This window comes from Brevibacterium sp. CCUG 69071, from assembly GCF_021023135.1.
Classification (GTDB): domain Bacteria; phylum Actinomycetota; class Actinomycetes; order Actinomycetales; family Brevibacteriaceae; genus Brevibacterium.
Genome location: NZ_PGFV01000001.1, coordinates 116,657 through 139,659, shown reverse-complemented (window position 1 = coordinate 139,659; position 23,003 = coordinate 116,657). Strand labels below are relative to the sequence as shown.

The following is a 23,003-nucleotide window of genomic DNA, read 5'->3' as shown; positions in this document are numbered from 1 at the left end:
TGCCGGGATTGCACGTATGTGGACGCGAATTAGGCTGGAGTCATGCCTGATTTCATCAAACAGCGCGCCGATGCCCCGCGCGGATTCTTCGCCGCCGAAGCGGCCGGACTCGCGTGGTTGGCCGAACCGGACGTGGTTCCTGTCGTCGAAGTCATCGATCATGATCAGCAGAGTCTGCGTCTTGAGCGCATCGAAGAGGCCTCGCCGAATGCGCGGTCGGCAACCGATTTCGGCAGGCAGCTTGCACGTCTGCACGATTCCGGTGCCCCTGCATTCGGCTGGGCACCGGCCGAACCGGCCTGGTTCGGTCCCCTCGACTCCCCGTTTGAAGTCGACGTCGCCTCGTGTGACTCATTCACCGACTTCTGGGTGAACATGCGGCTGAGACCACTGGCCTCGGCGATCGGAGATCAGCTTTCGACCGATGAAAACGACACGATCACCTCGGCGATCGAGAGCATTGCCTCCGGGGTCTTCGAGGGAATCTCCGGACAGGGCACCGAAGCTCCGGCCCGAGTCCACGGTGACCTATGGTCCGGCAATCTCATGTGGACCCCTGACGGCTGTGCCCTCATCGACCCAGCCGCCCACGGCGGCCACAGACTTGAGGATCTGGCGCTGCTTGTCCTGTTCGGCACACCGTTCCTTGAGGAGATCTTCGCCGGTTATGAGACCGAACATCCGCTGCCCGAGGGGTGGCGAGGAGACGTGCCGGTTCACAATTTCTTCGCCCTGCTTGCTCACGTCAAGCTGTTCGGGACCGGATTCGCGGGGCAGACGCTCCGCACAGCGAGTGCGATCATCGACCGCGCCACCGCTTTGAACGACTGAGCAGAGTCGAGAGCGGCTCGGTCCGACTATCGGACCGAGCCGCTCCCCTTAGTGCCGCCGCACTCATTCGTCCAGAGCCTGCGCGGTCACCCCTTCAGCCCAGTGGGATCTCCCCTTCAACTCAGTGCGATCTCCACCGGGTCGGAGAAGACGCCGCCTTCGAAGGTCAGGCGATCGGGACTGACATCCTTCGGCACGTCGAAGACCAGGACACCCTTGGCGGTGTTGCCCGGGTTGATCTCCTCGAGGAAGAGGATCGAGTTCTCGTCCACGTAGATTCCCGCTTCGGAATCGGCGGAGTAGCTGTTGCCCTTGTCATCGCCGAGTTTGATGTTGTCCTCGAAGAAGTAGTCCGGTTCGGACTCCGTATTCTTCACCGACAGTGCGACGGTGACGAACTGACCCTGTGCCTCGGTGCCGAGGAACTCGTCGCCGACCGATGACACACCGTCCTCGACCTTGTCGACGGTGATCTCCCACCCATCGGCTGCGACGGCGTCGCCGATGCCGTAGGCCGCCTTCTCCGCAGCCGGTGCGCCGCCTTCTTCGGCAGGAGCACCTTCACCCTTGTCCTCCGACCCCGTGCCCGCTTCGTCCTGCGCGGACGATGCACCCGTCTCATCGGTGGCGTCGTCTCCCCCGCCCCCGATGGCGCTGAACATTGCAATGACCACGATGATGACGATGAGCCAGAACCACCAGCGCTTGAGCAGCGGCTTCTTCCGCTTCGGCGGCTTCTGCCCGTAACCCGCCCCCGGATAGGCCTGCTGTGGGAACTGCGCTCCGGGATAACCGGGTTGCCCTCCTGGATACCCGCCTTGTGCTCCGGGGTATCCGGCGTGTGCACCCGAATGCCCCGGAGCCGTAGCGGCAGGTTGGAATGTGGTCGGCGTCGGCTGCCCGGCAGGAGTGGTCTGGCCGGGCTGCTGGGGATGTCCCAGGTACTGAGGGTCGTGTGGGTTGGACATGATGCTCCTTGAACGCTGAGTGAAAAGCTGCGAAGTGCTGACTCGTCAAGCATCGGAGAAATCGCCCTGCTCCACGTCCATCCGTCGGATCGAACCGGTTGGCCGATCGGTGGACCCGTTCCACCCGATCGGTCGACTACGCGTGTCAGAGCCCGCGGTTACTATTCATGTGTGTCAGGTCAACCAATTCCTCGTTCGAGCCACGAGAGCCTCCCGAGCGCGCGGCGCCGGCGGATGCCTCGCGCCCTGAGAATTCTCGTGAGCGTCCTCGTCGGCGCTCTTCTCTTCGTCATCGGACTGTTCACCTCGGCGATGGCCTTGACTTCGAACACCTGGGCATTCTCAGGCGGCGTCATCAGCAACACCGGAATGGTCGCGATCCTCCTCCTCGTCCCCGTATGGGCAACTGTGTTCCTCCGTCAGAAGTGGCTGTGGGCTCCCTTCATTGCCGGCGCCCTGCTGACTGCGGGATGGGGCGATGCCCTTCTCCTGCTCATCGGCCTCTTCCACCTCGTCATCCGGGGATCCAAGCGGCAGGCCATCATCGCCTCGGCGGTGGGAACGGTGCTGGTCGCCGCCGCCACGGTGCGCATGTGCCTGGCCCCGGCCCAGCTCAACCCGTTCGCCATCCTCTTCCTGCCCGACCCGGAGCAGATGACGAATCTCGACGCACCCGCTCCCCCGGCAGACGCGCTGCTCGCGATCACTCTCGTGACCATCGCGGCGGCGGTCATCGGACTCGGCATCAGCCTCGGCGTCGGCGCCCTGCTGCGACGAACCCGGCGGATGAGAGTCGTCGAGACGATCGCGGCCCGCGAAACCCAGCGCAATGAATCCCTGTCGGCTGAACTCGCCCGCCGGTCCGAACGCGAACTCCTGGCACGGGAGCTCCATGACACGCTCTCCCACCGACTCTCGATCATCTCCCTGCACAGCGGTGCCCTCGAGCTCGGCAGCAAGGATGATGACGATGTCGCCTCGACCGCCTCGGCGCTGCGGCAGGAGGCGCATGCCTCCCTGGAGGACCTGCGGCATCTGGTCGGCGGGGTCCGCGAGGGGACGCTGGCCGGCGGCGGACCGCAGAAGGAGGCGTCGACTCCCCCGAGCCTGGCCTCAATGCGATCGATCCCGCAGCTCGTCGCCTCGGTGCAGTCCACGGGAACGATCATCCGGCCCTCGATCGTCATTCAGGACGTCGAGAGTGCGCCGACCGTTCTCGACCGGGCGGTGTATCGCATCGTGCAGGAGTCGCTGACGAATGCGATGAAGCATGCCCCGGGTTCGCCGGTGACTCTTGAAGTCACGGTGTCGGCTGACCAAGGCGCACGGATCGCGGTGGCCAATCCGGCTCCTGCGTCGACGAACCGTCTCCCGCCGCGGCAGTCGCCCCTCGCCGAGGCGGTCCCCGGGATTCCGCCTTATCCGACGTCTGCTCCCCGCGTGGGTTCTTCCCGGCCCGATGCCGATTCTCCCTTAGCGGGGACCGGATCGGGTGCCGGGCTCGAAGGCATTCGGGAGAGAGCGGCGATGCTGGAGGGAGACGCCTTGGCCGGTGTCCGCGACGGCTCGTTCGTCGTCGAGGTGGTTCTTCCGCCGTTCGCACGCCGAGGCTGAGGGAGCCCTCGCGGTCAGACTATCGGTGTCATTGCCCTCGGGTAATGTATCGATCATGACCCAGAACGCTGCCCCGATTCGTGTGATCGTCGTCGATGACGATCCGATGGTCGTCACCGGGATCAGAGGAATTCTCCAGGCCGCCGAGGGCATCGAGATCGTGGGTTCGGCGTCGAGCGGCGAGGAGGCACTCGAACGAGTGGCTCTGCATTTCCCGGATGTCGTCCTCATGGACATCCGGATGCCGGGCATCGGCGGGATCGAGGCCATCGAAAGGCTCATCAACAGCGCCCGTCCGCCCAAGGTCGTCTCGCTCACGAGCTTCGACACCGACGACTATCTCTTCCGCGCACTCGAGGCCGGAGCGGCCGGCTATCTGCTCAAGGACGTCGCACCGACTGCTTTGGCCGATGCGATCCGCAAGGTGCACGCAGGAGAGCCGATCCTCTCGCCGCGGTCGATGCAGCAGCTGATCTCAAAGGTGACGACGGGCCAGAATCAGCGCCTGCAGCGTGAGGCCACAGAACTGCTCGCCGACCTCACCGAACGTGAGCTTCAGATCGCGGTCCTCGTCGCCCAGGGCCTGTCCAACCAGGAGATCGCTGAGGCCACGTTCATGAGCACGGCTACGGTGAAGACCCACCTCAACCGCATCAACATCAAACTGGACACGAGCAATCGCGTACACATCGCCGTCCTTGTCGAACGCGCCGGAGTGGACAGCCTCGGGACCTCGGCTGCGGGACACTGACTCGCCGGACAGACGCCGAGAAGCGTCGGCCGGTCCCACCCTCCTCTCCGGCGAAAGGACCGCTGCGAGTCGCGACCGAGACCGAGTACGCATCTATAAACTGAATCCATGACCCTCGCCTTCTGGACCTGCGCGATCGTGACTCTGATCAGTTCGATCGTCAGCTGCGGGTATGCGATTGCCGGACTGTGTTCGTCCGCGAACGATTCACGACCACCATCGATGTATGCGTTTGCGCGCAGCGCCGCTCTTGTCGTCGTCGCCGTCATCGGCCTGTTCTGCTCGTCGGAGGCATTTGTGGCCGCAGTCGCCGTCGCGATGATCCTCGTTCAGGGAATCGACGCCGTGATCGGAGCCGTGATCTCCGACCGGTTGAAGACCATCGGCCCCGCGTTCACTGCCGCTGCCAACGCCGCCGCGCTCATCTGGATGCTGGTGGCCTGATCGCCGTTCTCCATCCGACGCTCGACCGTCGGCCTCGGTCGGCTTCGCTCGCCGTGCCTTTGACTCAGCAGTATCCCTGGCCCGCGGACGCGCGTAGACTGACGACCACCTCACAGCCGATTGCGGAAGGTGAACATCGTGCCCATTGAAGACGGCATGCGCAAAGCCACCAAGAATCTCGACGAAGCCGCCGAGGCGGCACCGACTTCCGAGCTCGTCGATGAAAATGATTTCGGCACTAGAAACGACGAGGCCGACGCGAGCAGAGACGACGAAAACCCTGAGAACGCGTCCGTATCGACGGACGATTCCGACGATGCGAACGTCCGTACCGATTCCACGGACAATCCCGATAACGAGGACTGAAACTCGGCCTGCCCTGCGCTGAAAACCCAGGCCGGGAACACACAACGAAGAGCGTCGTCATTCACGGATCGTGAGTCCAAAAGTTAGGTGGCGACGCCCTCGTCATTCCGACCTGGGCCGAAATCTCCCCGACAGCTTCAATAGTGTCCTGGCGGATCACTGGCGGGGAAGGATTCGTCTTCCCACTCGTCGACCATCTCATCTTCGTGGACGTGACGGAGCCTGTCCGCTTCGGTCCTCTCCGCGCCGACGCTGCTCGACTCCTCCGAGTCGTTCCCGAGTTCGTCCTCGCCCGGCTGCGGTTGCACATTCTCAGACATCACTGAACCTCCGATCGGAACGCTGTGCGCGAATCCGTTTCCTCCATCATGCGCTCTCCGACGGCGGTGGCGATACGGCCCGAGCACGGATTCCGGGCACCATTTCGATCACAATGAGCGCGAGGACGATCTCCTCCGCTCTTAGACCTCGGCGCGAACACCGACAAGACCACCCCAATGAGACCAGTGACCTTTTCTGCCCCGTGTGCAATAGCATCGTCCGAGCCGTGAACCCTCACACGGCTGCACCGTGCACACTCCGAGTGAAAGGCAGGATCGATGCCGTCGCCCGCCGACTCCGGGACCCGCTCCCCCGCTGCTGACCGATCCGGATCACGATTCGGTCGTATTCTCCGCAACTACCGCTTCCCGCTCTTCATCCTCACCGGCGTCGCCATCGGCGCAATCGTCGGACTCGTATTCGGGGAACGTGCCACAGTCGTCAAGCCCTTCGGTACGGTGTTCATCAACTTGATGTTCACCCTCGTTGTGCCGCTCGTCTTCTTCTCCATCTCCTCGGCGGTGGCGGGGATGTCCTCTGCCAAGCGCCTGGGCAGAATCTTGGGCGGCACGCTCGGCGTCTTCGCGGTCACCGGGATCATCGCTTCCGTGGTCATGATCTCGGCCCTGTGGGTCACCAAGGCGACCGACGGGGTCCAAGTCGAGATGAGCCAGCCGGAGGACGTCGAGGACGTCGGGTCGATCGGCGATCAGCTTGTTCAGACGGTCACTGTCGACGACTTCTCGAAGATCCTCTCCGCCGAGCACATGCTCGCCCTCATCGTCTTCGCCGTCATCGTCGGCATCTCCACGAGCAGCATCGGCGACAGAGGAAAGCCGTTTGCAGGTTTCCTCAGCTCCGGGGCCGAGGTGTTCCTGAAGTTCACCTCGATCATCATGTACTACGCCCCGATCGGCCTGGGTGCCTACTTCGCCGCCCTGATCGGTGAGCTCGGGGCGCAGCTGGTCGGCGACTATGTGCGCGCCTTTCTCGTCTACTACCCGGTGGCAATCGTCTACTTCGTTCTCGCGTTCACGCTCTATTCCTTTCTCGCGGGCGGCAGACACGGGATCACGAAGTTCTGGTCGAATATCATCGAGCCGACCGCGATCTCCCTGGGAACCTCCTCGTCGGTGGCCGCGATCCCGGCGAATCTTCGCGCGGGTGAGCGCATCGGCGTCCCTCGTGACATCAGAGAGACGATCATCCCGATCGGCGCGACAATCCATATGGAGGGTTCGAGCCTGTCCGCGATCCTCAAGATCGCGTTCCTCTTCGCGGTGTTCGAGCGCGACTTCTTCACTCCCGGCAACATCCTCATCGGCATCGCTGTGGCTCTGCTGGCGGGGATGGTCATGGCCGGGATTCCCTCGGGCGGGTTCATCGGCGAACTGATGATCATCACTCTCTACGGATTCCCCGGCGCGGCACTGCCGATCATCCAGATCATCGGTACCGTCATCGACCCGCCTGCCACTACCGTCAACTCGGTCGGCGATCAGGCCAGCAGCATGCTCGTCGCCCGGATTCTCGACGGGAAGGACTGGATGGACGGACCAGACGAGGCCGAGCGCAACGATGAAGACAGCACTCAGAACCAGTCCGTCGCAGGCAACGACTCGTGATTACGATTGCGTATCATCGTTTTGGAGAAAGTGTCATATTCGGTCGCTGAGCGCGGCCAGCGGTCGTGCAGCCGACACATGGCCTTGCGCTCAAAAACCCGATACATCTCAGCAAGTAATCCTGCCATGTAACAGTCACTGCCACATGGTTGAAACGAATGGTTTGTCGAACCGAAATACGTTCTGAGACACCGCACAGACTGTGCTGTCCGGTTCACACGAATGCTGGCAATACTGGTCGACGTCGATGACACATGACGAGCAGGAGGGATCGACGCCATGAGAATCAGCATTCGCAAACGGACAGCCGCACTGGGAATCGCCACCGTCGCAGGTCTGGCCGGAATCGGAGCCACCGCAGGACCCGCACTCGCATCCACAGACTCGACGTCAGTTGCGACCACAGCCAAGGACACACAGAGCTCCGGCCATCCGACGACCTCATTGAAGTACGCCGACGACCTCGTCAGGGCCTTCGGCGTCGGGTCGGAGGTGGAGGTCGAGAAGCTCGCCACGGACGCGGTGGTGAAGACGCTCTCCGAGCACGGTGACGCGCATGCGAGTCGGTGGCACCGCATCGCCGCGGATTCGGCGGCCGGCTCAACCTACGTGGCCTACACCAACCTCGATACTGGTGAGATGATGACGCTCGGAGTCAGCAATGAGAAGTCGGCAAATGGTTCGAACCACGCGGTTCGCCAGATCAGGTTCGACGACTGAGCCCTGGTCGACCGCCGAGGCACGGCAGTAGGCTTCTGAGACATGACCGATCTCAGCGCAGTCCCCCGTCGCCACTACACAGCCGGCCCTACCCCGATCGAGCAGCTTGACCGGCTCAGCACCGAGCTGAATGGGCCGCGAATCTGGATCAAACGCGATGACCTGTTGGGCCTGGCCCAAGGCGGAAACAAGACCCGCAAGCTCGAATTCCTCATCGCCGATGCCCTCGCCCATGGTGCCGACACCCTCGTCACCATGGGCGGGGTGCAGTCCAACCACTGCCGGCTCACGCTCGCTGCAGCCAGGCGCGAGGGACTCGCTTGCCATCTCGTGCTCGAGGAGGATCTTGGACCCGAAGGCGATCCGATTCCTACCGAATCGGGTGGCAACCCTCCCGAGTACACAGGAAATTTCCTGCTCTTCGACCTCCTCGGCGCCGATTCAGTCGACGTCCATCCCCATGGCACGGATCTGCCCGCCCGGACCCAGGAATTGGCCGGTGAGCTGGAGGGCCGCGGGAGTCGCCCCTATGTCATTCCTGTCGGCGGATCGAACGTCACCGGCGCGCTTGGCTATGTCGATTGCGCTCAGGAACTGCTCCCCCAATTCGCCGAGGCGGGGCTCGAGTCCCCGAGCATCGTGTGCCCGAGCGGGTCGGCCGGAATGCAGGCCGGTCTCATCGTCGGGTTCCACGGTTCCGACAATCGCTTCCCCGTGATCGGGATCAACGTCAGCCGCACGCGCGCGGAGCAGGAACCCAAGATCGCCGGGCTCGTGGCCGAGACAGCGTCGTTCCTCGAACTGCCCGACGTTCCGCCCGAGGCGGTGGTCGGTCTCGGGGACTACGTGGGGCCGGGCTATGCGTTGCCCACACCCGAGATGGTCGAAGCCCTCAGACTCTTCGCGCGCACCGAAGGCATCGTGCTCGACCCTGTCTACACCGGCAAGGCCGCCGCGGGGCTGGTCGATCTGGTCCGTTCGGGACGGTTCGGTCCCGACGACGACATCGTCTTCATCCATTCCGGTGGAGTCCCCGGCCTCTACGCTCGCGCGCAGGCTTTGGCCTGATCGATAATGGCAGAGAAGGTGCGAAGGCGCGGGGCGTCCGAGCACTTATACGATGACACAGATTGCGAATGAGGAGCACAGATGACAGTGTCAACCGCCGATCTCTGGGACGACCGCGGTCCGGATCTCTATTCGATCGCTCTCGATTTCACCGATTTCGGGTCGATCCGGTCGTTCTCGGGCCCGGCACGGACCATCCGCTGCTACGAGGACAACGCCCTGGTGAAGTCGACCCTGGCAGAACCCGGGGATGGTGCCGTGCTCATCGTCGACGGCGGCGGTTCGATCGCGACCGCCCTGATGGGCGACATGATCGCCGAGGCGGCGGTGAACAACGGTTGGGTCGGAGTCGTCATCAACGGTGCGGTGCGTGACCGTGAGGCTCTGTCCGAACTCGACCTGGGCATCAGGGCACTGGCGAGCAATCCCCGCAAGAGCGCGAAGAACGGCGAGGGCGAGGTCGACATCACCGTCGAGATCGGTGGAGCCACGATCCGTCCCGGCGCCATGGTCTTCGTCGACGCAGACGGTGTCGTGGTGGAGAAGTAGACGGGACCTCTTCCACATCTGACCGCTTCCGTCGGCGCGGGGCACAGGTTCTCATCTGACGAGAAACCTCCGATGCACGGGGCGGCTGAGGGAAATAGAGTCGTGTCAGAAGACACGACAGGATTCGCAGTCACCGACGAAAGGGCAGACCCCATGAAGGCAGCACGTTTCTACGACCGCAATGACATCCGCATCGAGGACATTCCCGAACCCGAGCTGCAAGCGGGAAGCGTGGCCATCGATGTCGCTTGGTGCGGCATCTGCGGCACCGATCTCCACGAGTATCTCGAAGGCCCGATCTTCGTCCCTCCGGCCGGCCATCCGCATCCGATCTCGGGTGAATCGGCCCCCGTGACCATGGGACACGAGTTCTCCGGCACCATCACCGGACTCGGCGAAGGAGTGACCGATCTCGAGGTGGGACAGAACGTCGTCGTCGAGCCCTACATCATCGGCGACGATGTCGACACCAGCATCGGGCAGAGCTATCAGCTCTCCAAGGACATGAACTTCATCGGCCTCGGAGGCCGCGGAGGCGGGCTGGCGGAGAAGATCGTCGTCGAACGTCGCTGGGTCCATCCGATCGGCGATATTCCGCTCGACCAGGCCGCCCTCATCGAACCGCTGTCGGTTGCCCATCATGCCGTCGTGCGTTCCGGCGCGAAGTCCGGGCAGGTCGCGATTGTCGGCGGAGCAGGGCCCATCGGTCTGCTCACCGCTGCGGTGCTCAAGGCCGAAGGGCTCACCGTCTACATCTCGGAACTCTCCGAGGCACGGAAGACGATGGCACGTTCGACGGGAGTGGCCGACGAGGTGCTCGATCCGCGAGAGGGCGACGTGGCCGAGAGAGTCCGCGAACTCACCGGCGGCGAGGGTGCCGATGTCGGCTTCGAATGCTCGTCAGTACCTGTCGTTCTCGATATGCTCCTCGACGCAGTCCGCCCGGGCGCAGTCATCGTCAACGTCTCCATCTGGGGGCACAAGCCCGAGGTCGACATGCCCAAGCTCGTGCTCAAGGAGATCGACCTGCGGGGAACCATCGGCTATTCCGGGGACCATCCCGCCACGATCGAACTGGTGGGCAGCGGCAGACTCGACCTTGCCCCGTTCATCACCGGCCGGATCGCACTCGACGAACTGGTCAGCGGCGGCTTCGACGAACTCATCAGCAACAACGAACGGCATGTGAAGATCATCGTCGACCCCCGGGCCTGACCAGACCGTGAGCTGACACGTTCCACATGCGTCCCGTCGGCTCGGCCCGATGATCCCGGTCGAGTCGACGGGCGCTTCCGACCTCGGTCTCTCCGATGAAGTCAGGGACTTTGCCGTGGTCAAGGACGAGCGCTACTGACGTTCAGCATTTCGCCATGCCGGCAGTCGGCCCCGATTGCTGAACGGTGCTCATCTGTGCACAGAGTCGAAATCCTGATCGGCGTGCTCCCAGACTGAATCAGCTTCGACCACGGCGTCATCGGCAGTCAGTTCGGCGACGTTGTCGGAACTGTACATATACGACCAGGTTCCGGTGTCTGTGGTTCCGGTGATCATGAGGACGTCGTAGTCGAAGGTGGCAACTCCCGAGGCTTGGACCGCATCAGCCGAGGCCTTCTGGTCCGTCCCCTTCTTCCCCGCCGAGGGGAACTCGACGTGCAGACGGTCAGCGTCCTTGGCGGCGTCGAAGTCCGGGTTGGTCTCGGATTCGCGGTGCACGTCGACATCGTCGATGCTGTTGGTGAGGAAGTCTTCCATGTCCTGAGTGCTCGCAAAATCACCGGAAGGGATCTCGGCGGTCTGTCCGCTCACATCATCTTGGTCACTGCCGTCATCGGAGGCGCAGCCGCCAAGCGCGAGCACCGCAAGCGCGGCAACGGTCGAAACGATACGAGCGCGGGTCTTCATGGCTCCACCCTATCGACGCACGCTCCGGTGGAGTAACGAGGGGCGCCCGCACCGGTTCGCATTCGACTCCGAAAGACCATCGCCTCTCGACGTAGAACGCTGTGCGCACCAAGAGGGGATCATAACTCGCCCAGGCCGATGGCAGACCGTCTCGCGCTCAATAACGTTGTGGACATGGAAAAGATGCGAAATCTCCACTGGTCCCTCATTCTCGGACTCGGCGCTCTGGCTCTCGTCCGCCCCTTGAGCAGAATCATCATGAACCAGACAGGCGTCGACACCTCACCGGCAGTACCGATACTGCTCACCCTCGGCATATCGGCGGCATGGATCGCCATCGTCGGACTCAGCCGAACGCCTCGACCGGTGCTTACCCTCGTTCTGGCAGGGCTGGTCTATGCCGTGGCAGCGACCGCCCTCAGCGCAGTGCTCTCACCGATCCTCGACGGTCGACTCGACGGGCCTCTGGCGAATCCGATCGCGATCGTTCCCATGGTGTTGACCAATCTCATCTGGGGCCTCGCCACCGGAGTCATCGCCCTCGGGCTGCAGCGCCTCAGAGGAACAGCGGTCTCCTCCGAAAGTCAGTGACGAGCCGAGCGAGCGGTCAATTGCCACCAGGCGCTCGCGACGCCTTCAGCAGAAAGGACCATGCATGCGAGCCATCGGAATCGGGATACTCGGCCTCATCGGCGGGCTGCTCCTGGCAGTCATCCTGCAAGACCTTCTGGCCCCGCTGCTCATCGACGATACGGGCTCGGCTTCGATCCTCGGCAAGCTTCTGGGCACGATGATGCCGGCCTTCGGCATCGTGGGCACCGGACTGGCGATCTGGATCGACCGCCGACGACGTCGCAACGCCGGCGATCGATCCGAAGGCGAACTCGAAGACCGCTGATTCGCTCAGACTTCACCGAATGGCGGTCGCATTCGGAGGCGATCCCACTCCCCCGACGAGGTTGAGCGGTTTGACCACGCACAGAGCATCCCAGCGGTCGGTCGCCACTGAATCGTCAAGCAGCGGCTGCAGATTCCACAGCTCACCGAGGGGCACACCGAGCTTGGCGATGAGCTCCTGATGCATCATTCCCTTGTCCTCGGGCGCGGAATCGAGGAAGTCGCTGTCCGGGCGCACCGGCAGGACTTCGACCGCGAAGGTGTCCGTGGCGAAGACGGCGATCTGATAATCCCAGATCCACCTCGCCAACTCGCGCGATTGGCGGAAGCCGGTCGCCCTCCTCCCGCTGCGCACCTCCTCACGGAGTTCGTTCGATGCAGCGATGAACCATTCGGCCCACCCGGTGTTAACCATCAGAATGTCTCCGGGCTCGACCGAGACTCCCTGGCGCACACAGGCGGCCTCGAGATGTTCGATCTCGATCGTCGGACCTGAGCTGTGGTCGAGGGGCGTACCCGCCTCGGCGAGGAGACCGGCGATATCGAGGAGGAGTCCACGGCCGACGATCGGCTTCTCCGCCCATTCCTGTACGCCGAGAGCAGGTGTTCCGGCAGCGATCTTCTCATCGGCGACCCCGTTGTAGAAGCCGTGCCCGGATGCGCGACGGTGTCTCAGACCGTCGACCTGCGAGCTGGCCTGCAGATAGAACTCATGCAGGACATCATCGCGGGATTCGGAATGGGCGGACAAGATCTCGTGGTCAGGGGCCCGCCGCGCCCTGGCCATCGGCGGGTCGAAGGCATTGAGAGCATAGTCCAGGTTGAACACCGCCCCTCTGCTGACCCCGGCGGCCGCGGAAACGACTTCCGCAGGACCGGCGAAATTGGCGGTGCCTCTTCCCGGATCATCGGCGAACACTCCCCAGGACGAGCCGGAGGGGCTGTTGTCACTGAGTTCGTCATAGCTGGGAAATCTATTCGCCATCCTTCGATTCTCCCTTGTTGAAGTAGGTGAGCACGAAGGCCAGCAGGCCGGCCACGGAGGAGGTGCCGAAGGCATACGGCCCAACCGCCTCGGCGACATCGATCGCGACCATTCCCTGTGCGGCAACGATGAGGACGATCTGACAGACGACGATCACCGCTCCGGCAAGGAGGAACAGCACTGTCGAGACTGCGAAGAGATGAGAACAGACTGCGGCGAAGCCGCTTCGTCCCGTAGGAGTGGGGTCAATAGTGTCATCAGTCATTTTTCAAGCTCCTTTCGGAAGATCGGTCGAATCAGATGGGCAGGATCTGGAGGGCGATGAGAGTACCCACCCCCAGCAGCGGGACGCAGTAGTACTTGAGGAGAGGAACGAAGGTCTTGCCCGGATTCACCTCGGCGATGCCGGCTGCCACGTAGATCGGCGCTCCCGACGGCGGGGACGCTCCCTCCGTGGAGGCGAAGATCAGCGCCGCGGCGGCAGCCACAGGGACGGGAATGCCCGTGCTGGCCATCGTCATCACGGCCACCGGACCAATCGCGGCCATCGTGGCACTTGCCGTGAGGGGCACAGCGATGAGGATGATGATCGCCCCGATCGCCAGAGCCATCAGCCACTTGGGAACGTCGAGGAGCGAGAGCAGCGACTCCAGTTCGGTGGCAAGCCCCATCTCGCCGAGGAGGTTGGACGCAGAGAACGCCGCGAAGATCGTGATGCCGATGACTCCGAACGACGGCGCCGAGCCTTGCACAAGCTTCCACCACCCCGAAGCGGTGTTCGGCAACGATCTGCGGCCCAGAATCAGCACGAAGACGATCATCAGAACCGGGATCCAGGTCAGCAGGCTGACCACATCGGACATCCCCAGCGGAGTCGGGTCGAGCACCGTGCCGTCGGCGAGTTCCTTGCCCGGCTGCGACTCGGCACTGACCCCGGTGTAGTCGCCGAGAAGCGATGCGAAAGGACCGAAGGACATGATCAGCGGCACGAAGATCGGGACGATCAGCATGATCGTCGTCCACCCCTGCGCCAGGCTGGTGCGGATCGGCAGCCGATCCTCGGGCGGAACCGCGGGGATCTTGTACTTCCTCACGATCCAGAACGCGACAACGAGGCGATACGCGAGAGCCCACAGACCTGCGAAGAACAGCGGCATGACGATTTCGTGTGATTCCATCGCTCCCTGAGCCACAAGCCCACCGACGAGGATGAACATCGTTCCCGAGAACGGAAAGCTGACTCCGAAGCCTGCCAGTCCGGAGGCCACGGTCGCCGCGATCTCCGGCTTCACACCGGCCTTCTTCATCCACGGGATCGTGATCGATCCGACTGCCGCCGTGATCGCCGCACCGATATGGGCGATCGCACCGAAGATCGCACCTGCCACGGTGGTCGTGTAGAGGTGACCGCCGCGGAAGCGACCGAGGAGCGAATTGAGCAGATCGACGAGCTGAGTGAGCACCGGCGTGCGTTCGAGCACATAGGAGACGAAGACGAATGCGAGAGCGGCGAACATGATCTCTTCGGTGAGCGCATCCGAGACCGAGGCCCAGATGGAACTGAGCACCGAGTTCCCTTCACCGGTCCCGGAGATGAAGGCCAACACGCAGATCGAGAGGAAGCCGAGAGTCATCGCTTCGCCGATATTGCGACCGACGACGGCATTCCAGACGATGATGACTGCTATGAAAACGACGAGAGCGAGAATGGCCATCATGCGCCGTCACCCCCGATGATCGCCTTGCGGCGGTTCGCTTCGTCTTCCCGAACGGATATGGCCAGTTCGAGCGTCGCGGCTGCCTCGGCCGCTGGAACAATGATGACTCCGTCATCGTCGGCGACGACGAGGTCTCCGGGTTCGGCGACGACCCGGCCGACGGCCACCGGGACGTCAACCTGTCCGGGACCGTTCTTATAGGGTCCGGAGGGATTGACGGCGCGAGCCCAGGCGGGGAACCCCATCTCTTCGAGATCCCTGATGTCTCGCAGCGCACCGTCGGCGACGATCCCGACAGCCCCGCGCTTCCGTGCCCTCTCTGCCATGAGTTCACCCAGCAGTGCCCGATCGGTGTGCCCCTGACCGTTGACGACGATGAAGTCGCCGGGTTCGATGGTGTCCAATGTAGCGTGCAGGAATTTGTTGTCACCGGCAGGCACACACACGGTCTTTGCCCAGCCGACGGCCTTCGCACCGGTCCAGAGCGAGCGAATGCCGCCGTCGACCATGCCCATGCGCTGCCGCGCGTCGCCGATGTTCGCCACCGGAACATCTGCGTATGCTTCCCGCAGCTCCGCCTTCGGCTTGATCAGCTCCGCGGCCAGCAGCTGATGCGACCGGGCCGCGGCGTGCGACATGGTTGCCGGCACGCCCAGACCTTCGAGCATGGCAGCCGATTCTTCGGCCTCGTGACCGCGGCGATCGGCATGCTTGACGGTGCCCGAGTACAGCCGCTCGACTGATTCGATCCCTCCGGCGTGCTCGGCAGACAACTGGCCCAGCGCCCAGTCGCGGGCTCCCATCGCGTCACCGGCATCGAGGGCCTCTACGATGAGTGCTCCGAGCCCCTTCATAAAGGAGCTGCGCAGGAGCTTCCGCTTGGCGGCGTCTCCCGGCAGGCCGTGGACGTCCTCGACCGGAGCTCCGAGTGCGGTGAATATCTCGGCCGCCCTGGTGGAGGCTGCTCCGCTGATGACGACCGGTGTCGCTGCTCCGTGCTCCGGCACTGAGCCGACGACACCGACGTCGGCGTAATTGTCCGCACCGACAACCTCGGCGACGTTCTGCTTGACCTCGGGAGCCGCGGAATTCATGTCGATGAACAGAGTGGTCTCATCGAGGAGATGAGCCACCGAACTCGCGGCGGGGACGGCGGCACGACCGCCGACCAGACACAGAACGGCATCCGCCTCTGCCATCAGATCGTCCGGAGAGTTCGCTCGAATCACCGATTCCGGCGTCGGGATGTCCGCTGGGTCATAGCCCGTGACTGTCCAACCCAGTCGAGTGAGGCCCTGAGCATAGAGTGTTCCCGCTTCGCCAAGGCCAATTACCGCTATATGCATCCTTGCATCCATTCTATGAGAGTCGATACCACTGCACGATATATTTCAGGGAAGTTCGCTCGCTGTCAAGTGGCATAGCCCACGGAATGCAGAACAACTCCCATTCCCGTCCTGTAAAGTCTCAGCGTGTGAGAGTCACCACGAAAGGACGCCATGCCGGCAGCCAACTCCCCCATGCGATCTCTCGAGCGAGCCATCGACGTACTCGAAGTTCTCGACAGCGCACGCGGTTCACTCCGACTGAACGAGATCGCCCGCCGAGCCGACCTTCCGGTGGCCACAGCGCAGCGAATCCTTGCGGTCCTGGAGTCTCGAGATCGGGTCGAGCGCGATGCCAACGGGTATCGCCCCGGCATTGCCCTGGCTTTCGGGGCCCACGCCTTCTCGACAACGAACCCGCTGATCCGAGCCGCCAGGCCGGTGCTCATGGAGCTCGCCTCGGTGACCGGCCTGACCGCCACACTGTTCCGGGAACATCGCGGACAGCGAGTGGTGCTGTCCCGAGCCGGCAACGCCCGGAACTTCGGCTACGAGCTCGTCATCGGATCGCGACTGCCCCTGTACATCGGCGCCGGCAAAGCGCTCCTCGCCCGCCTCGACGATGAGACCGTCGAGAACTGCCTCGACTCCGCCGAAAGCGCCACCCACGAACCGCTCTCAGCCGCCGAGCGCGCAGCCCTCGGGACCGACCTCGCCGAGATCCGCGAGCGCGGATTCTCCATCTCCCGAGAGGAGCGCGAGATCGGAGTCGCCAGCGTGGCCGCCGCATTGCCGGCGGAATACGGCGTCCTCGCCGCCGTCCAGGTCACCGGAACCATCGATGACTTCCCCGAAGAGCAGACCCAGTCGCTCGGTCGACAGGTGCGCCAGGCCGCCATCAGCATCGGACATGGACTGCCCGAGGTCTCCGGCGGCTGATCCGGCTCGGGTGAGCAGGAGCACATCACCCCCTCTTGCCACGAAACCCCCACCCGAGTATTGTGATAGTTGAAAGTTCAATCACTAGCCACGGCCCGCAAGGAGCACACCATGATCGTCACCGACGCCGCCTCAACCGCCGACGCTGCTGTCAACGACTCCACGCTCAGCGCCTCCACCGGCATGGACGCGGTCACCCTGCGTGTCGGGGATCTTGAGAACATGTCCTCGTACTACGCGAACGCCCTTGCCATGGTGCCGCTCGAAGAGGTCTCCCGCGGCTCCGAGGTCCACCGTGTGCTCGGCCGCGGCACCACTCCGATGGTCAAGCTCGTCTCGACTCCTGGTCTGCCCGCCGTCGATCCCCGTCAGGCCGGTCTCTTCCACACGGCTTTCCTCTATGAGGATCAGGCTTCGTTGGCGGCGACCGTGGCCCACGCGGCGCAGAACACCAACAGTCGATTCGTCGGTTCGAGCGATCACCTCGTCAGCGAGGCCTTCTACTTCACCGACCCCGAAGGCAACGGCATCGAGCTCTACGTCGACCGCGACCGCTCGCAGTGGATCCACACCGACGATGGCGAGGTCCGCATGGACACCATCTACCTCGATCCCAACGCCTTCCTCGCCGAGCACCTCGATGACAGCATCGTCGCGAACACCTCAGCACAGCCTGGCAGGGTCGGACACGTGCACCTGCAGGTCGGCGATGTGCCGACGGCTCGCGCCTTCTACGTCGACGCCCTCGGCTTCGAGCCGACCTTCGCCTCCATGCCGGGCGTGCTCTTCGCCTCGGCCGGCGGCTACCACCACCACGTCGCGATGAACACCTGGAACAGCAAGGGCGCAGGCCCCCGCGCGGCAGCGCTCGGACTCGGTGACGTTGCGATCACCGTCCCCGGTCGCGAGGATCTCGATGCCCTCGTCGCCCGACTGAACGCTCGGAAGATGCAGTTCGCCGACGACGGACGCTCCGTGCGCCTGACCGATCCGTGGGGCACCCAGGTCACCGTCGGAACGGGAGTCAGCTCGGTCGACGAGGCACTCGCCCGCTGAAGTCGGAGGCTCGCACAATGGGCCCTGACCGGAATCTCATATCCGGCCAGGGCCCATTTCCAGGTCCACCTCGGCGACTCTTCAGCCCAGGAGCGCCGCCAGAGCCACGGGAACGAACGCTGCCGAGGCGTTGTTGAAGGCGTGGACGACGACTCCCGGCCACACCGAACCGGTCCGGTGGAACAGCACGCCGTTGATGATCCCGACGATGAACGCGACGGGCAGGACCGGGTTGATTCCGTGGGCCAGGGCGAAGACCGCAGCGCTGACGATGACACCGATCCAGGGGCCGAAACGCAGCAGTCCCGAGGTGAGGACACCGCGGAAGAACAGTTCCTCGCCCAGTGGTGTGAGGATCGCGCCTGTGATCACCGTGCCGATGACCGCGAGGACTCCGCCGACCGCGGCGGCCTGGTAGTCGCCCTGGACATTGTCCAGCCCGCCGTTGACCGAGTAGGCGATCAGCGATGCGATGGTGCCGAGGATCCAGCAGACCACACCGAGAACGGCCCCGAGCAGGAGCGACTTCCAGGAGGCACTCCGCAGTCCGAAGGCCGCGAGGCCGCGGCGCTTGACGGCAACTGCGGCGGCGAAGGCCACGAGACCCATGATTCCCGAGAGCCCGAGTTGGATGATGCCATTGAGAACGGCGAGATCGTCGGGGACCGCCTTGAGGATGAGGAAGACCGCCCCGAATGCGAGTATGTAGGCGATGAGGCCGACGATCATCTCTGCCCAGCCGGGTCGGCTCACTCGGCGGGGCGGATGGATGGTGGTGTCGATCGGGAACTGCATGATTCGGTCCTTCCGAAGAGATCCGATTTCCTTGACATCTTCACCGAAAACCCTGCCCTAGGGGCAAGGTCAAGCCTCAACCGCGAACAATTCTCAGCCGCGGCCCTGATCCGACTCCGCATTGATGACTTCGACCCTCACCAGCACGTCGACCTGGGCCGGATTGTAGAGCTGCACCATTGCCGTACCGATCGTCTCCTCCATCTGCCGACGCTTGCGATGCGGCACCTCGCCGAGGCGGTCGGCCCATCCGTACTTCTCACCGATCTCTCTGATCTGCGGTGCGTAGCGCCGCGCCAGTTCCCTTCGGGTCTCTTCGGCCGCGTCTGCCGGGAGGGCTTGGAACTCCCGAGACGCCTCGGTCGAGTTCACCTCGGCGAGCATCGCCCGCATCGAAGCCATCGACTTCGCATCGAGAACCTGCGAGTAGACGAGCAGCAGTCCACGATCCGCTTCGGTGAGAGCACCTCTGACGGTGCCGAATCCACTCGGAAGGTCCATGGCGGTACCGTTCTCGAGGATGGCAGCGATGTCATCGCGCATCTGCTGTCGCCGGGCGATGTCGGCCGCCAGTTCTTCATCGAGAGCCTCCAGGGTCGAACGCATGGCCTCCATCCCCTCGGCCTGGCCATCGGATCGCTCAGACTCCCCGGAATCATCGTCGACGAAGCCTGAGTCGAAATCTCTGATCTGGCCGAGCGAGAAGCCGAGTTCGCTCAGTCGCCTGATCTGCAGCAGTCTCACCAGATGCTCGGCACGGTACTGCTTGTAGCCATTCGAGGCCCGTTCCGGCTCGGCAAGCAGACCACGGCCATGATAGTGACGCACCGCCTTGACCGTCGTCCCGGCCAGATCGGCGATTTCGCGGGTACTCCATGCCATCGGCAGCAACCCCCTCCTGACTTCGCGGAATCCGAGCACCTGCCTGCTCGGACTGCCCGGCGCACTCTCCGCGCCCTTGGTCTGAAGCCTATCCGGACAGTTTCCCTCTGCACACTCGCCGCGATCCCGGATGCCGCACCCCAGGCAGACATTGCATTAATGCGCAGTTATGGATAATACTTGCTCATACTGTTCATCTTTCTCTCGTCCGCCGCGATCGACTCGTGATCGCTGCGGACGAGAACAGCAACGACCACGGCACCACCCACACCCCGGTTCGCCCAGCGATCCGGCCTCACCGCGGAGGAACTCATGGATCTGCAACTCATCCTGGCGCTCATCGCCGGGATCGCGACGATCGTCGTCATCGTCCTGGCGACCCGCCTCGACGCCTTCATCGCCCTGCTTGTCGCATCCGTCGTCACCGGCATCGTCGCCGGTCAGGACCTGCTCGCGCTCGTCGACGCGATCACCACGGGCTTCGGAAACACGCTGGCCAGCATCGGCATCGTCATCGGCCTGGGCGTCGGAATCGGGAAGATCCTCGAGGTTTCCGGGGCCGCCGACTCTCTGGCACGCGCGTTCCTCCGCGCCTTCGGCCAGGGTCGCGAACCCTGGGCCATGGGCACCGTCGGTTCGCTCGTGTCCATACCGGTCTTCTGCGATTCGGGCTACGTCATCATGAACCCGCTGGCGCGTTCCATCGCCCGCGTCAAGCGCGGCGGCTACGTCACTCTGGCGCTCGCGCTCGGCTGCGGCATGACCCTGACCCACCACATGGTTCCGCCGACCCCGGGACCATTGGCGGCTACCGGCATCCTCGGCGCTGACATCGGTGCGGTCATCCTCACCGGTGTCATCTTCACCGTCTTCCTGCTGCCCGTCGTCGTCATCTACGCCCGCTGGATCGGACCGAAGCTCGAGCCCGTGCTCAACCAGAAGGTCAAGCACGACGTGTACGGATCGGCCACGGCCACCTCGGCGGGAGCACGTGCCGTCGAAGGCGGCAGCGAGGACACCGAGCACCGCGGCGTGGCCACACTGACCGGTGAGGACGCCGACCACTCGACCGAAGCCGGGGACTCAGCCACCGACGCAGCAGACACCGACTCCGGAGCGACGAAGAAGCCCGGAGCGTTCCTCGGATTCCTCCCCCTCATCGTCCCGCTGCTGCTCATCGTCGCCAACACCGTGTCCACGGCCATCGACAAGAACGCTCAAGGCGAGCTCGCCGGCGATGCCTACGAACCCTCCGCCTGGGTCGCACCGCTGGCCTTCCTCGGCAACCCCGTCGTCGCGCTCATCATCGGACTCGTCCTCGCCGTCTACACGCTCCTGCCCCGGGTGACCCCGCGCAGCAAGGTCCAGAACTGGCTGGCCGACGGTGCCGCCTCGGCCGGCCTCATCCTGCTCATCACCGGTGCCGGCGGCAGCTTCGGCATGGTGCTCACCGAATCCGGTGTCGGCGATGCCCTGGCAGAGGCGATCGCCTCGATCAGCCTGCCGGCCTTCCTCGTGCCGTTCATCATCGCCACCCTCGTGCGCATCGCCCAAGGCTCGGGTACGGTCGCCATGATCACCGCCGCCTCGGTCACCGCACCCCTGATCGCACCCTTGGGTCTGAGTCCGCTGGTCGCGGTCATGGCCTGCACCGCCGGGTCGATGGTCTTCTCCTACTTCAACGACTCGTACTTCTGGGTCGTCACCCGCTTCGCCGGACTTGACGGCATCAACGCCATCAAGGGCTGGTCGGGCATCACCACTGCCGTGTGGGCGGGTTCCATTCCGCTCCTGTTCGTGCTCGACTTGATCGTATGAGCGAGAACAGCCCCCGCATCCTCATCGTCGCCGACGACCTCACCGGCGGCAACGCCTGCGGGGCCCTCTTCGCCGAGGCGGGCCTGCGCACGATCACCGTGAGCGGAACGAACGGAGATGAGAACGTCGACCTCGACGGTCTGCTCGATGACTACGATGCCGTCGTCCTCAACGCCGACTCCCGTCACCTGGGAGCGGAGGAGGCCGCTGAGCTCACCGATGCTCTCGTCACCGGCGCCGGCAACGTCGATCTCGTTGCCTGTCGCATTGACACGACGCTGCGCGGCAATGTCGGCCCCTCCGCTCAGGCGGCCCTCAACGCCCGCAGACGGGCAGCCGGCTTGGCCGCCGAGCACGGTGGGCAGAAGAAGCGGATCATGGGCCTCTGCATTCCCGCCTTTCCCACCGCCGGCCGGACGACGGTCCAAGGACGGCAGCTCCTCCATGGTCGACTCCTCGAGCACACCGAGCTCAGTCGCGACGTCCGCTCCCCCATGCACACCTCCGACGTCGCATCGATCCTGCGGACCGGCACCGAGCTGAAGTGCCGGCTCATCGAGATCTCGACGGTGCTGGAAGGCCACGCAGCGATCCGAACCGAAGTCCTCGACGCCATCGCCGATGGCACCGACATCATCATCGCCGACGCCCTGACCGATGAGCACGTCGGTCTTGTCGGCTCCGTGGTTGCCGCGGTGACCAGGGAGATCGCAGAAGATGACACCACGGACCCTGACCGCGGCGCCCGAGCTCAGGCCCGGCTGCGTCACGGCGAGCTGCTCGACTGGGTGACCGTCGATCCCGGACCGGGCAGCCTCGCCCTCGCCCAGTCCCTGCTGCCGACTCGGCCCGGCGGGGCGATCCTCGGCATCTCAGGCTCGGCCACCGAGGTGACCCGCACCCAACTGTCCGCGCTCGCCGAGGACCCGAGGATCACCCTCATCCGCACCATCCTCGATGAGGAGAACCTCCCCGATGTCGAGGCCACACTCGCACTGGTCGACGAAGTCACCTCGGCGCAGGCGATCATCATCGCCACCGTGCTCGAGTCCGCCGATCTTCTCGATCTCAGCGATGAGCAGTCGGAGATGACGACGAAACGGCTGGCGACGATCGCGGCAGCGGTCATGACCTCGCCTGTCATCACCGGGCTCTATACGACCGGCGGCGATGTCACGGCAGAAGTGATGAGAGCCGTCGGCGCGGTCGGGATGGAGGTCGAGAAGGAGATCGTCCCCCTGGCTGTGGGCGGCCACCTCGTCGGAGGCGGCGCGGACGGTCTGCCGATCGTGACCAAGGGCGGCCTCATCGGGGATTCGAGCACCGCAGTCAAGTGCATCGACTACCTCTTGGCCGCGGCCTCCCCCCGTCCGGCAGTGATGACCGGCCAGCACACCACCGAAACAGATGCACCAACATGAGGAGAATG

General features: G+C 64.1%; 25 protein-coding genes. 16 read left to right on the top strand and 9 right to left on the bottom strand.

The window, feature by feature from the left end; translation table 11 throughout:
• The first annotated feature begins 42 nt into the window (after positions 1-42).
• On the top strand, positions 43-831 hold the full coding sequence (locus CV023_RS00650) for a fructosamine kinase family protein (RefSeq protein WP_230743541.1): 789 nt from the start codon (positions 43-45) through the stop codon (positions 829-831).
• Between the two features lie 116 nt (positions 832-947).
• Here the strand turns inward: CV023_RS00650 and CV023_RS00645 are convergent, their stop codons facing one another.
• Positions 948-1,799, bottom strand: a complete 852-nt coding sequence (locus tag CV023_RS00645) for a DUF4352 domain-containing protein (RefSeq protein WP_230743540.1) — start codon at positions 1,797-1,799, stop codon at positions 948-950.
• A gap of 258 nt (positions 1,800-2,057) precedes the next feature.
• Here CV023_RS00645 and CV023_RS00640 point away from each other — a divergent pair, with 258 nt between their 5' ends.
• From CV023_RS00640 to CV023_RS00625, 4 genes are all read left to right on the top strand, one after another.
• The gene (locus CV023_RS00640) at positions 2,058-3,413 is read left to right on the top strand and encodes a sensor histidine kinase (RefSeq protein WP_230743539.1); all 1,356 of its coding nucleotides are present in this window, start codon (positions 2,058-2,060) and stop codon (positions 3,411-3,413) included.
• Between the two features lie 55 nt (positions 3,414-3,468).
• Positions 3,469-4,164 (top strand): response regulator transcription factor, encoded by a 696-nt coding sequence (locus tag CV023_RS00635; protein ID WP_230743538.1) that lies wholly within the window; start codon positions 3,469-3,471, stop codon positions 4,162-4,164.
• 108 nt (positions 4,165-4,272) lie between these two features.
• The gene (locus CV023_RS00630; protein WP_230743537.1) at positions 4,273-4,608 is read left to right on the top strand and encodes a hypothetical protein; all 336 of its coding nucleotides are present in this window, start codon (positions 4,273-4,275) and stop codon (positions 4,606-4,608) included.
• A gap of 138 nt (positions 4,609-4,746) precedes the next feature.
• Positions 4,747-4,974, top strand: a complete 228-nt coding sequence (locus tag CV023_RS00625) for a hypothetical protein (RefSeq protein WP_230743536.1) — start codon at positions 4,747-4,749, stop codon at positions 4,972-4,974.
• A 137-nt stretch (positions 4,975-5,111) separates the two neighbouring features.
• On the opposite strand, the gene CV023_RS00620 is transcribed toward CV023_RS00625, so the two are convergent.
• Positions 5,112-5,294, bottom strand: coding sequence for a hypothetical protein (locus tag CV023_RS00620; protein WP_230743535.1), 183 nt, complete (start codon positions 5,292-5,294; stop codon positions 5,112-5,114).
• A 279-nt stretch (positions 5,295-5,573) separates the two neighbouring features.
• On the opposite strand from CV023_RS00620, the gene CV023_RS00615 reads away from it, so the two are divergent.
• The 5 genes from CV023_RS00615 (at position 5,574) to CV023_RS00595 (ending at position 10,472) form a co-directional block, all read left to right on the top strand.
• Complete coding sequence (locus CV023_RS00615; protein ID WP_230743534.1) at positions 5,574-6,920, top strand: dicarboxylate/amino acid:cation symporter; 1,347 nt, start codon at positions 5,574-5,576, stop codon at positions 6,918-6,920.
• A gap of 279 nt (positions 6,921-7,199) precedes the next feature.
• Positions 7,200-7,640 (top strand): hypothetical protein, encoded by a 441-nt coding sequence (locus CV023_RS00610; RefSeq protein WP_230743533.1) that lies wholly within the window; start codon positions 7,200-7,202, stop codon positions 7,638-7,640.
• A 42-nt stretch (positions 7,641-7,682) separates the two neighbouring features.
• Positions 7,683-8,708: a D-cysteine desulfhydrase gene (locus CV023_RS00605; RefSeq protein ID WP_230743532.1), complete on the top strand. Its 1,026-nt coding sequence runs from the start codon at positions 7,683-7,685 to the stop codon at positions 8,706-8,708.
• Between the two features lie 81 nt (positions 8,709-8,789).
• Positions 8,790-9,257: a ribonuclease E activity regulator RraA gene (gene rraA / locus CV023_RS00600; protein WP_230743531.1), complete on the top strand. Its 468-nt coding sequence runs from the start codon at positions 8,790-8,792 to the stop codon at positions 9,255-9,257.
• 153 nt (positions 9,258-9,410) lie between these two features.
• Positions 9,411-10,472 (top strand): 2,3-butanediol dehydrogenase, encoded by a 1,062-nt coding sequence (locus tag CV023_RS00595; RefSeq protein ID WP_230743530.1) that lies wholly within the window; start codon positions 9,411-9,413, stop codon positions 10,470-10,472.
• 189 nt (positions 10,473-10,661) lie between these two features.
• On the opposite strand, the gene CV023_RS00590 is transcribed toward CV023_RS00595, so the two are convergent.
• The gene (locus CV023_RS00590) at positions 10,662-11,159 is read right to left on the bottom strand and encodes a hypothetical protein (protein WP_230743529.1); all 498 of its coding nucleotides are present in this window, start codon (positions 11,157-11,159) and stop codon (positions 10,662-10,664) included.
• 174 nt (positions 11,160-11,333) lie between these two features.
• On the opposite strand from CV023_RS00590, the gene CV023_RS00585 reads away from it, so the two are divergent.
• Together CV023_RS00585 and CV023_RS00580 are read left to right on the top strand one after the other, a co-directional pair.
• A complete protein-coding gene (locus tag CV023_RS00585) occupies positions 11,334-11,750 on the top strand; it encodes a hypothetical protein (protein WP_230743528.1) in 417 nt (138 codons plus the stop codon).
• Between the two features lie 64 nt (positions 11,751-11,814).
• A complete protein-coding gene (locus CV023_RS00580; RefSeq protein WP_230743527.1) occupies positions 11,815-12,057 on the top strand; it encodes a hypothetical protein in 243 nt (80 codons plus the stop codon).
• Between the two features lie 12 nt (positions 12,058-12,069).
• On the opposite strand, the gene CV023_RS00575 is transcribed toward CV023_RS00580, so the two are convergent.
• From CV023_RS00575 to CV023_RS00560, 4 genes are read right to left on the bottom strand one after another with little or no spacing between them, the layout of a single operon-like run.
• Entirely contained in the window at positions 12,070-13,041 is a 972-nt protein-coding gene (locus CV023_RS00575) for a cyclase family protein (RefSeq protein WP_230743526.1), read from the bottom strand.
• Positions 13,031-13,306: a hypothetical protein gene (locus CV023_RS00570; protein WP_230743525.1), complete on the bottom strand. Its 276-nt coding sequence runs from the start codon at positions 13,304-13,306 to the stop codon at positions 13,031-13,033. Before CV023_RS00570 ends, CV023_RS00575 begins: the two co-directional genes overlap by 11 nt.
• Before the next feature lie 31 nt (positions 13,307-13,337).
• Positions 13,338-14,759 (bottom strand): TRAP transporter large permease subunit, encoded by a 1,422-nt coding sequence (locus CV023_RS00565; RefSeq protein ID WP_230743524.1) that lies wholly within the window; start codon positions 14,757-14,759, stop codon positions 13,338-13,340.
• Positions 14,756-16,105: a DUF1932 domain-containing protein gene (locus tag CV023_RS00560; RefSeq protein WP_230743523.1), complete on the bottom strand. Its 1,350-nt coding sequence runs from the start codon at positions 16,103-16,105 to the stop codon at positions 14,756-14,758. The genes CV023_RS00565 and CV023_RS00560 overlap by 4 nt, the downstream gene beginning before the upstream one ends.
• A gap of 153 nt (positions 16,106-16,258) precedes the next feature.
• On the opposite strand from CV023_RS00560, the gene CV023_RS00555 reads away from it, so the two are divergent.
• Both CV023_RS00555 and CV023_RS00550 read left to right on the top strand, forming a co-directional pair.
• Positions 16,259-17,023: an IclR family transcriptional regulator gene (locus CV023_RS00555; RefSeq protein WP_230743522.1), complete on the top strand. Its 765-nt coding sequence runs from the start codon at positions 16,259-16,261 to the stop codon at positions 17,021-17,023.
• 111 nt (positions 17,024-17,134) lie between these two features.
• On the top strand, positions 17,135-18,079 hold the full coding sequence (locus CV023_RS00550; RefSeq protein ID WP_230743521.1) for a VOC family protein: 945 nt from the start codon (positions 17,135-17,137) through the stop codon (positions 18,077-18,079).
• An 81-nt stretch (positions 18,080-18,160) separates the two neighbouring features.
• Here CV023_RS00550 and CV023_RS00545 read toward each other — a convergent pair whose 3' ends face one another.
• A complete protein-coding gene (locus CV023_RS00545) occupies positions 18,161-18,874 on the bottom strand; it encodes a CPBP family intramembrane glutamic endopeptidase (RefSeq protein WP_230743520.1) in 714 nt (237 codons plus the stop codon).
• Between the two features lie 93 nt (positions 18,875-18,967).
• Positions 18,968-19,756 (bottom strand): MerR family transcriptional regulator, encoded by a 789-nt coding sequence (locus CV023_RS00540; protein ID WP_230743519.1) that lies wholly within the window; start codon positions 19,754-19,756, stop codon positions 18,968-18,970.
• Between the two features lie 312 nt (positions 19,757-20,068).
• On the opposite strand from CV023_RS00540, the gene CV023_RS00535 reads away from it, so the two are divergent.
• Together CV023_RS00535 and CV023_RS00530 are read left to right on the top strand one after the other, a co-directional pair.
• Positions 20,069-21,574: a GntP family permease gene (locus CV023_RS00535; protein WP_230743518.1), complete on the top strand. Its 1,506-nt coding sequence runs from the start codon at positions 20,069-20,071 to the stop codon at positions 21,572-21,574.
• Positions 21,571-22,995: a four-carbon acid sugar kinase family protein gene (locus tag CV023_RS00530; RefSeq protein ID WP_230743517.1), complete on the top strand. Its 1,425-nt coding sequence runs from the start codon at positions 21,571-21,573 to the stop codon at positions 22,993-22,995. Before CV023_RS00535 ends, CV023_RS00530 begins: the two co-directional genes overlap by 4 nt.
• Positions 22,996-23,003 lie beyond the last annotated feature (8 nt).

Coding starts and splice junctions, on each gene's coding strand:
- CV023_RS00560 (WP_230743523.1), bottom strand. CDS start 16,105: ATGCATATAGCGGTAATTGGCCTTGGCGAAGCGGGAACACTCTATGCT.
- CV023_RS00540 (WP_230743519.1), bottom strand. CDS start 19,756: ATGGCATGGAGTACCCGCGAAATCGCCGATCTGGCCGGGACGACGGTC.
- CV023_RS00530 (WP_230743517.1), top strand. CDS start 21,571: ATGAGCGAGAACAGCCCCCGCATCCTCATCGTCGCCGACGACCTCACC.
- CV023_RS00555 (WP_230743522.1), top strand. CDS start 16,259: ATGCCGGCAGCCAACTCCCCCATGCGATCTCTCGAGCGAGCCATCGAC.
- CV023_RS00590 (WP_230743529.1), bottom strand. CDS start 11,159: ATGAAGACCCGCGCTCGTATCGTTTCGACCGTTGCCGCGCTTGCGGTG.
- CV023_RS00620 (WP_230743535.1), bottom strand. CDS start 5,294: ATGTCTGAGAATGTGCAACCGCAGCCGGGCGAGGACGAACTCGGGAAC.
- CV023_RS00565 (WP_230743524.1), bottom strand. CDS start 14,759: ATGATGGCCATTCTCGCTCTCGTCGTTTTCATAGCAGTCATCATCGTC.
- CV023_RS00595 (WP_230743530.1), top strand. CDS start 9,411: ATGAAGGCAGCACGTTTCTACGACCGCAATGACATCCGCATCGAGGAC.
- CV023_RS00580 (WP_230743527.1), top strand. CDS start 11,815: ATGCGAGCCATCGGAATCGGGATACTCGGCCTCATCGGCGGGCTGCTC.
- CV023_RS00545 (WP_230743520.1), bottom strand. CDS start 18,874: ATGCAGTTCCCGATCGACACCACCATCCATCCGCCCCGCCGAGTGAGC.
- CV023_RS00635 (WP_230743538.1), top strand. CDS start 3,469: ATGACCCAGAACGCTGCCCCGATTCGTGTGATCGTCGTCGATGACGAT.
- CV023_RS00535 (WP_230743518.1), top strand. CDS start 20,069: ATGGATCTGCAACTCATCCTGGCGCTCATCGCCGGGATCGCGACGATC.
- CV023_RS00575 (WP_230743526.1), bottom strand. CDS start 13,041: ATGGCGAATAGATTTCCCAGCTATGACGAACTCAGTGACAACAGCCCC.
- CV023_RS00630 (WP_230743537.1), top strand. CDS start 4,273: ATGACCCTCGCCTTCTGGACCTGCGCGATCGTGACTCTGATCAGTTCG.
- rraA (WP_230743531.1), top strand. CDS start 8,790: ATGACAGTGTCAACCGCCGATCTCTGGGACGACCGCGGTCCGGATCTC.
- CV023_RS00585 (WP_230743528.1), top strand. CDS start 11,334: ATGGAAAAGATGCGAAATCTCCACTGGTCCCTCATTCTCGGACTCGGC.
- CV023_RS00645 (WP_230743540.1), bottom strand. CDS start 1,799: ATGTCCAACCCACACGACCCTCAGTACCTGGGACATCCCCAGCAGCCC.
- CV023_RS00650 (WP_230743541.1), top strand. CDS start 43: ATGCCTGATTTCATCAAACAGCGCGCCGATGCCCCGCGCGGATTCTTC.
- CV023_RS00615 (WP_230743534.1), top strand. CDS start 5,574: ATGCCGTCGCCCGCCGACTCCGGGACCCGCTCCCCCGCTGCTGACCGA.
- CV023_RS00570 (WP_230743525.1), bottom strand. CDS start 13,306: ATGACTGATGACACTATTGACCCCACTCCTACGGGACGAAGCGGCTTC.
- CV023_RS00610 (WP_230743533.1), top strand. CDS start 7,200: ATGAGAATCAGCATTCGCAAACGGACAGCCGCACTGGGAATCGCCACC.
- CV023_RS00605 (WP_230743532.1), top strand. CDS start 7,683: ATGACCGATCTCAGCGCAGTCCCCCGTCGCCACTACACAGCCGGCCCT.
- CV023_RS00550 (WP_230743521.1), top strand. CDS start 17,135: ATGATCGTCACCGACGCCGCCTCAACCGCCGACGCTGCTGTCAACGAC.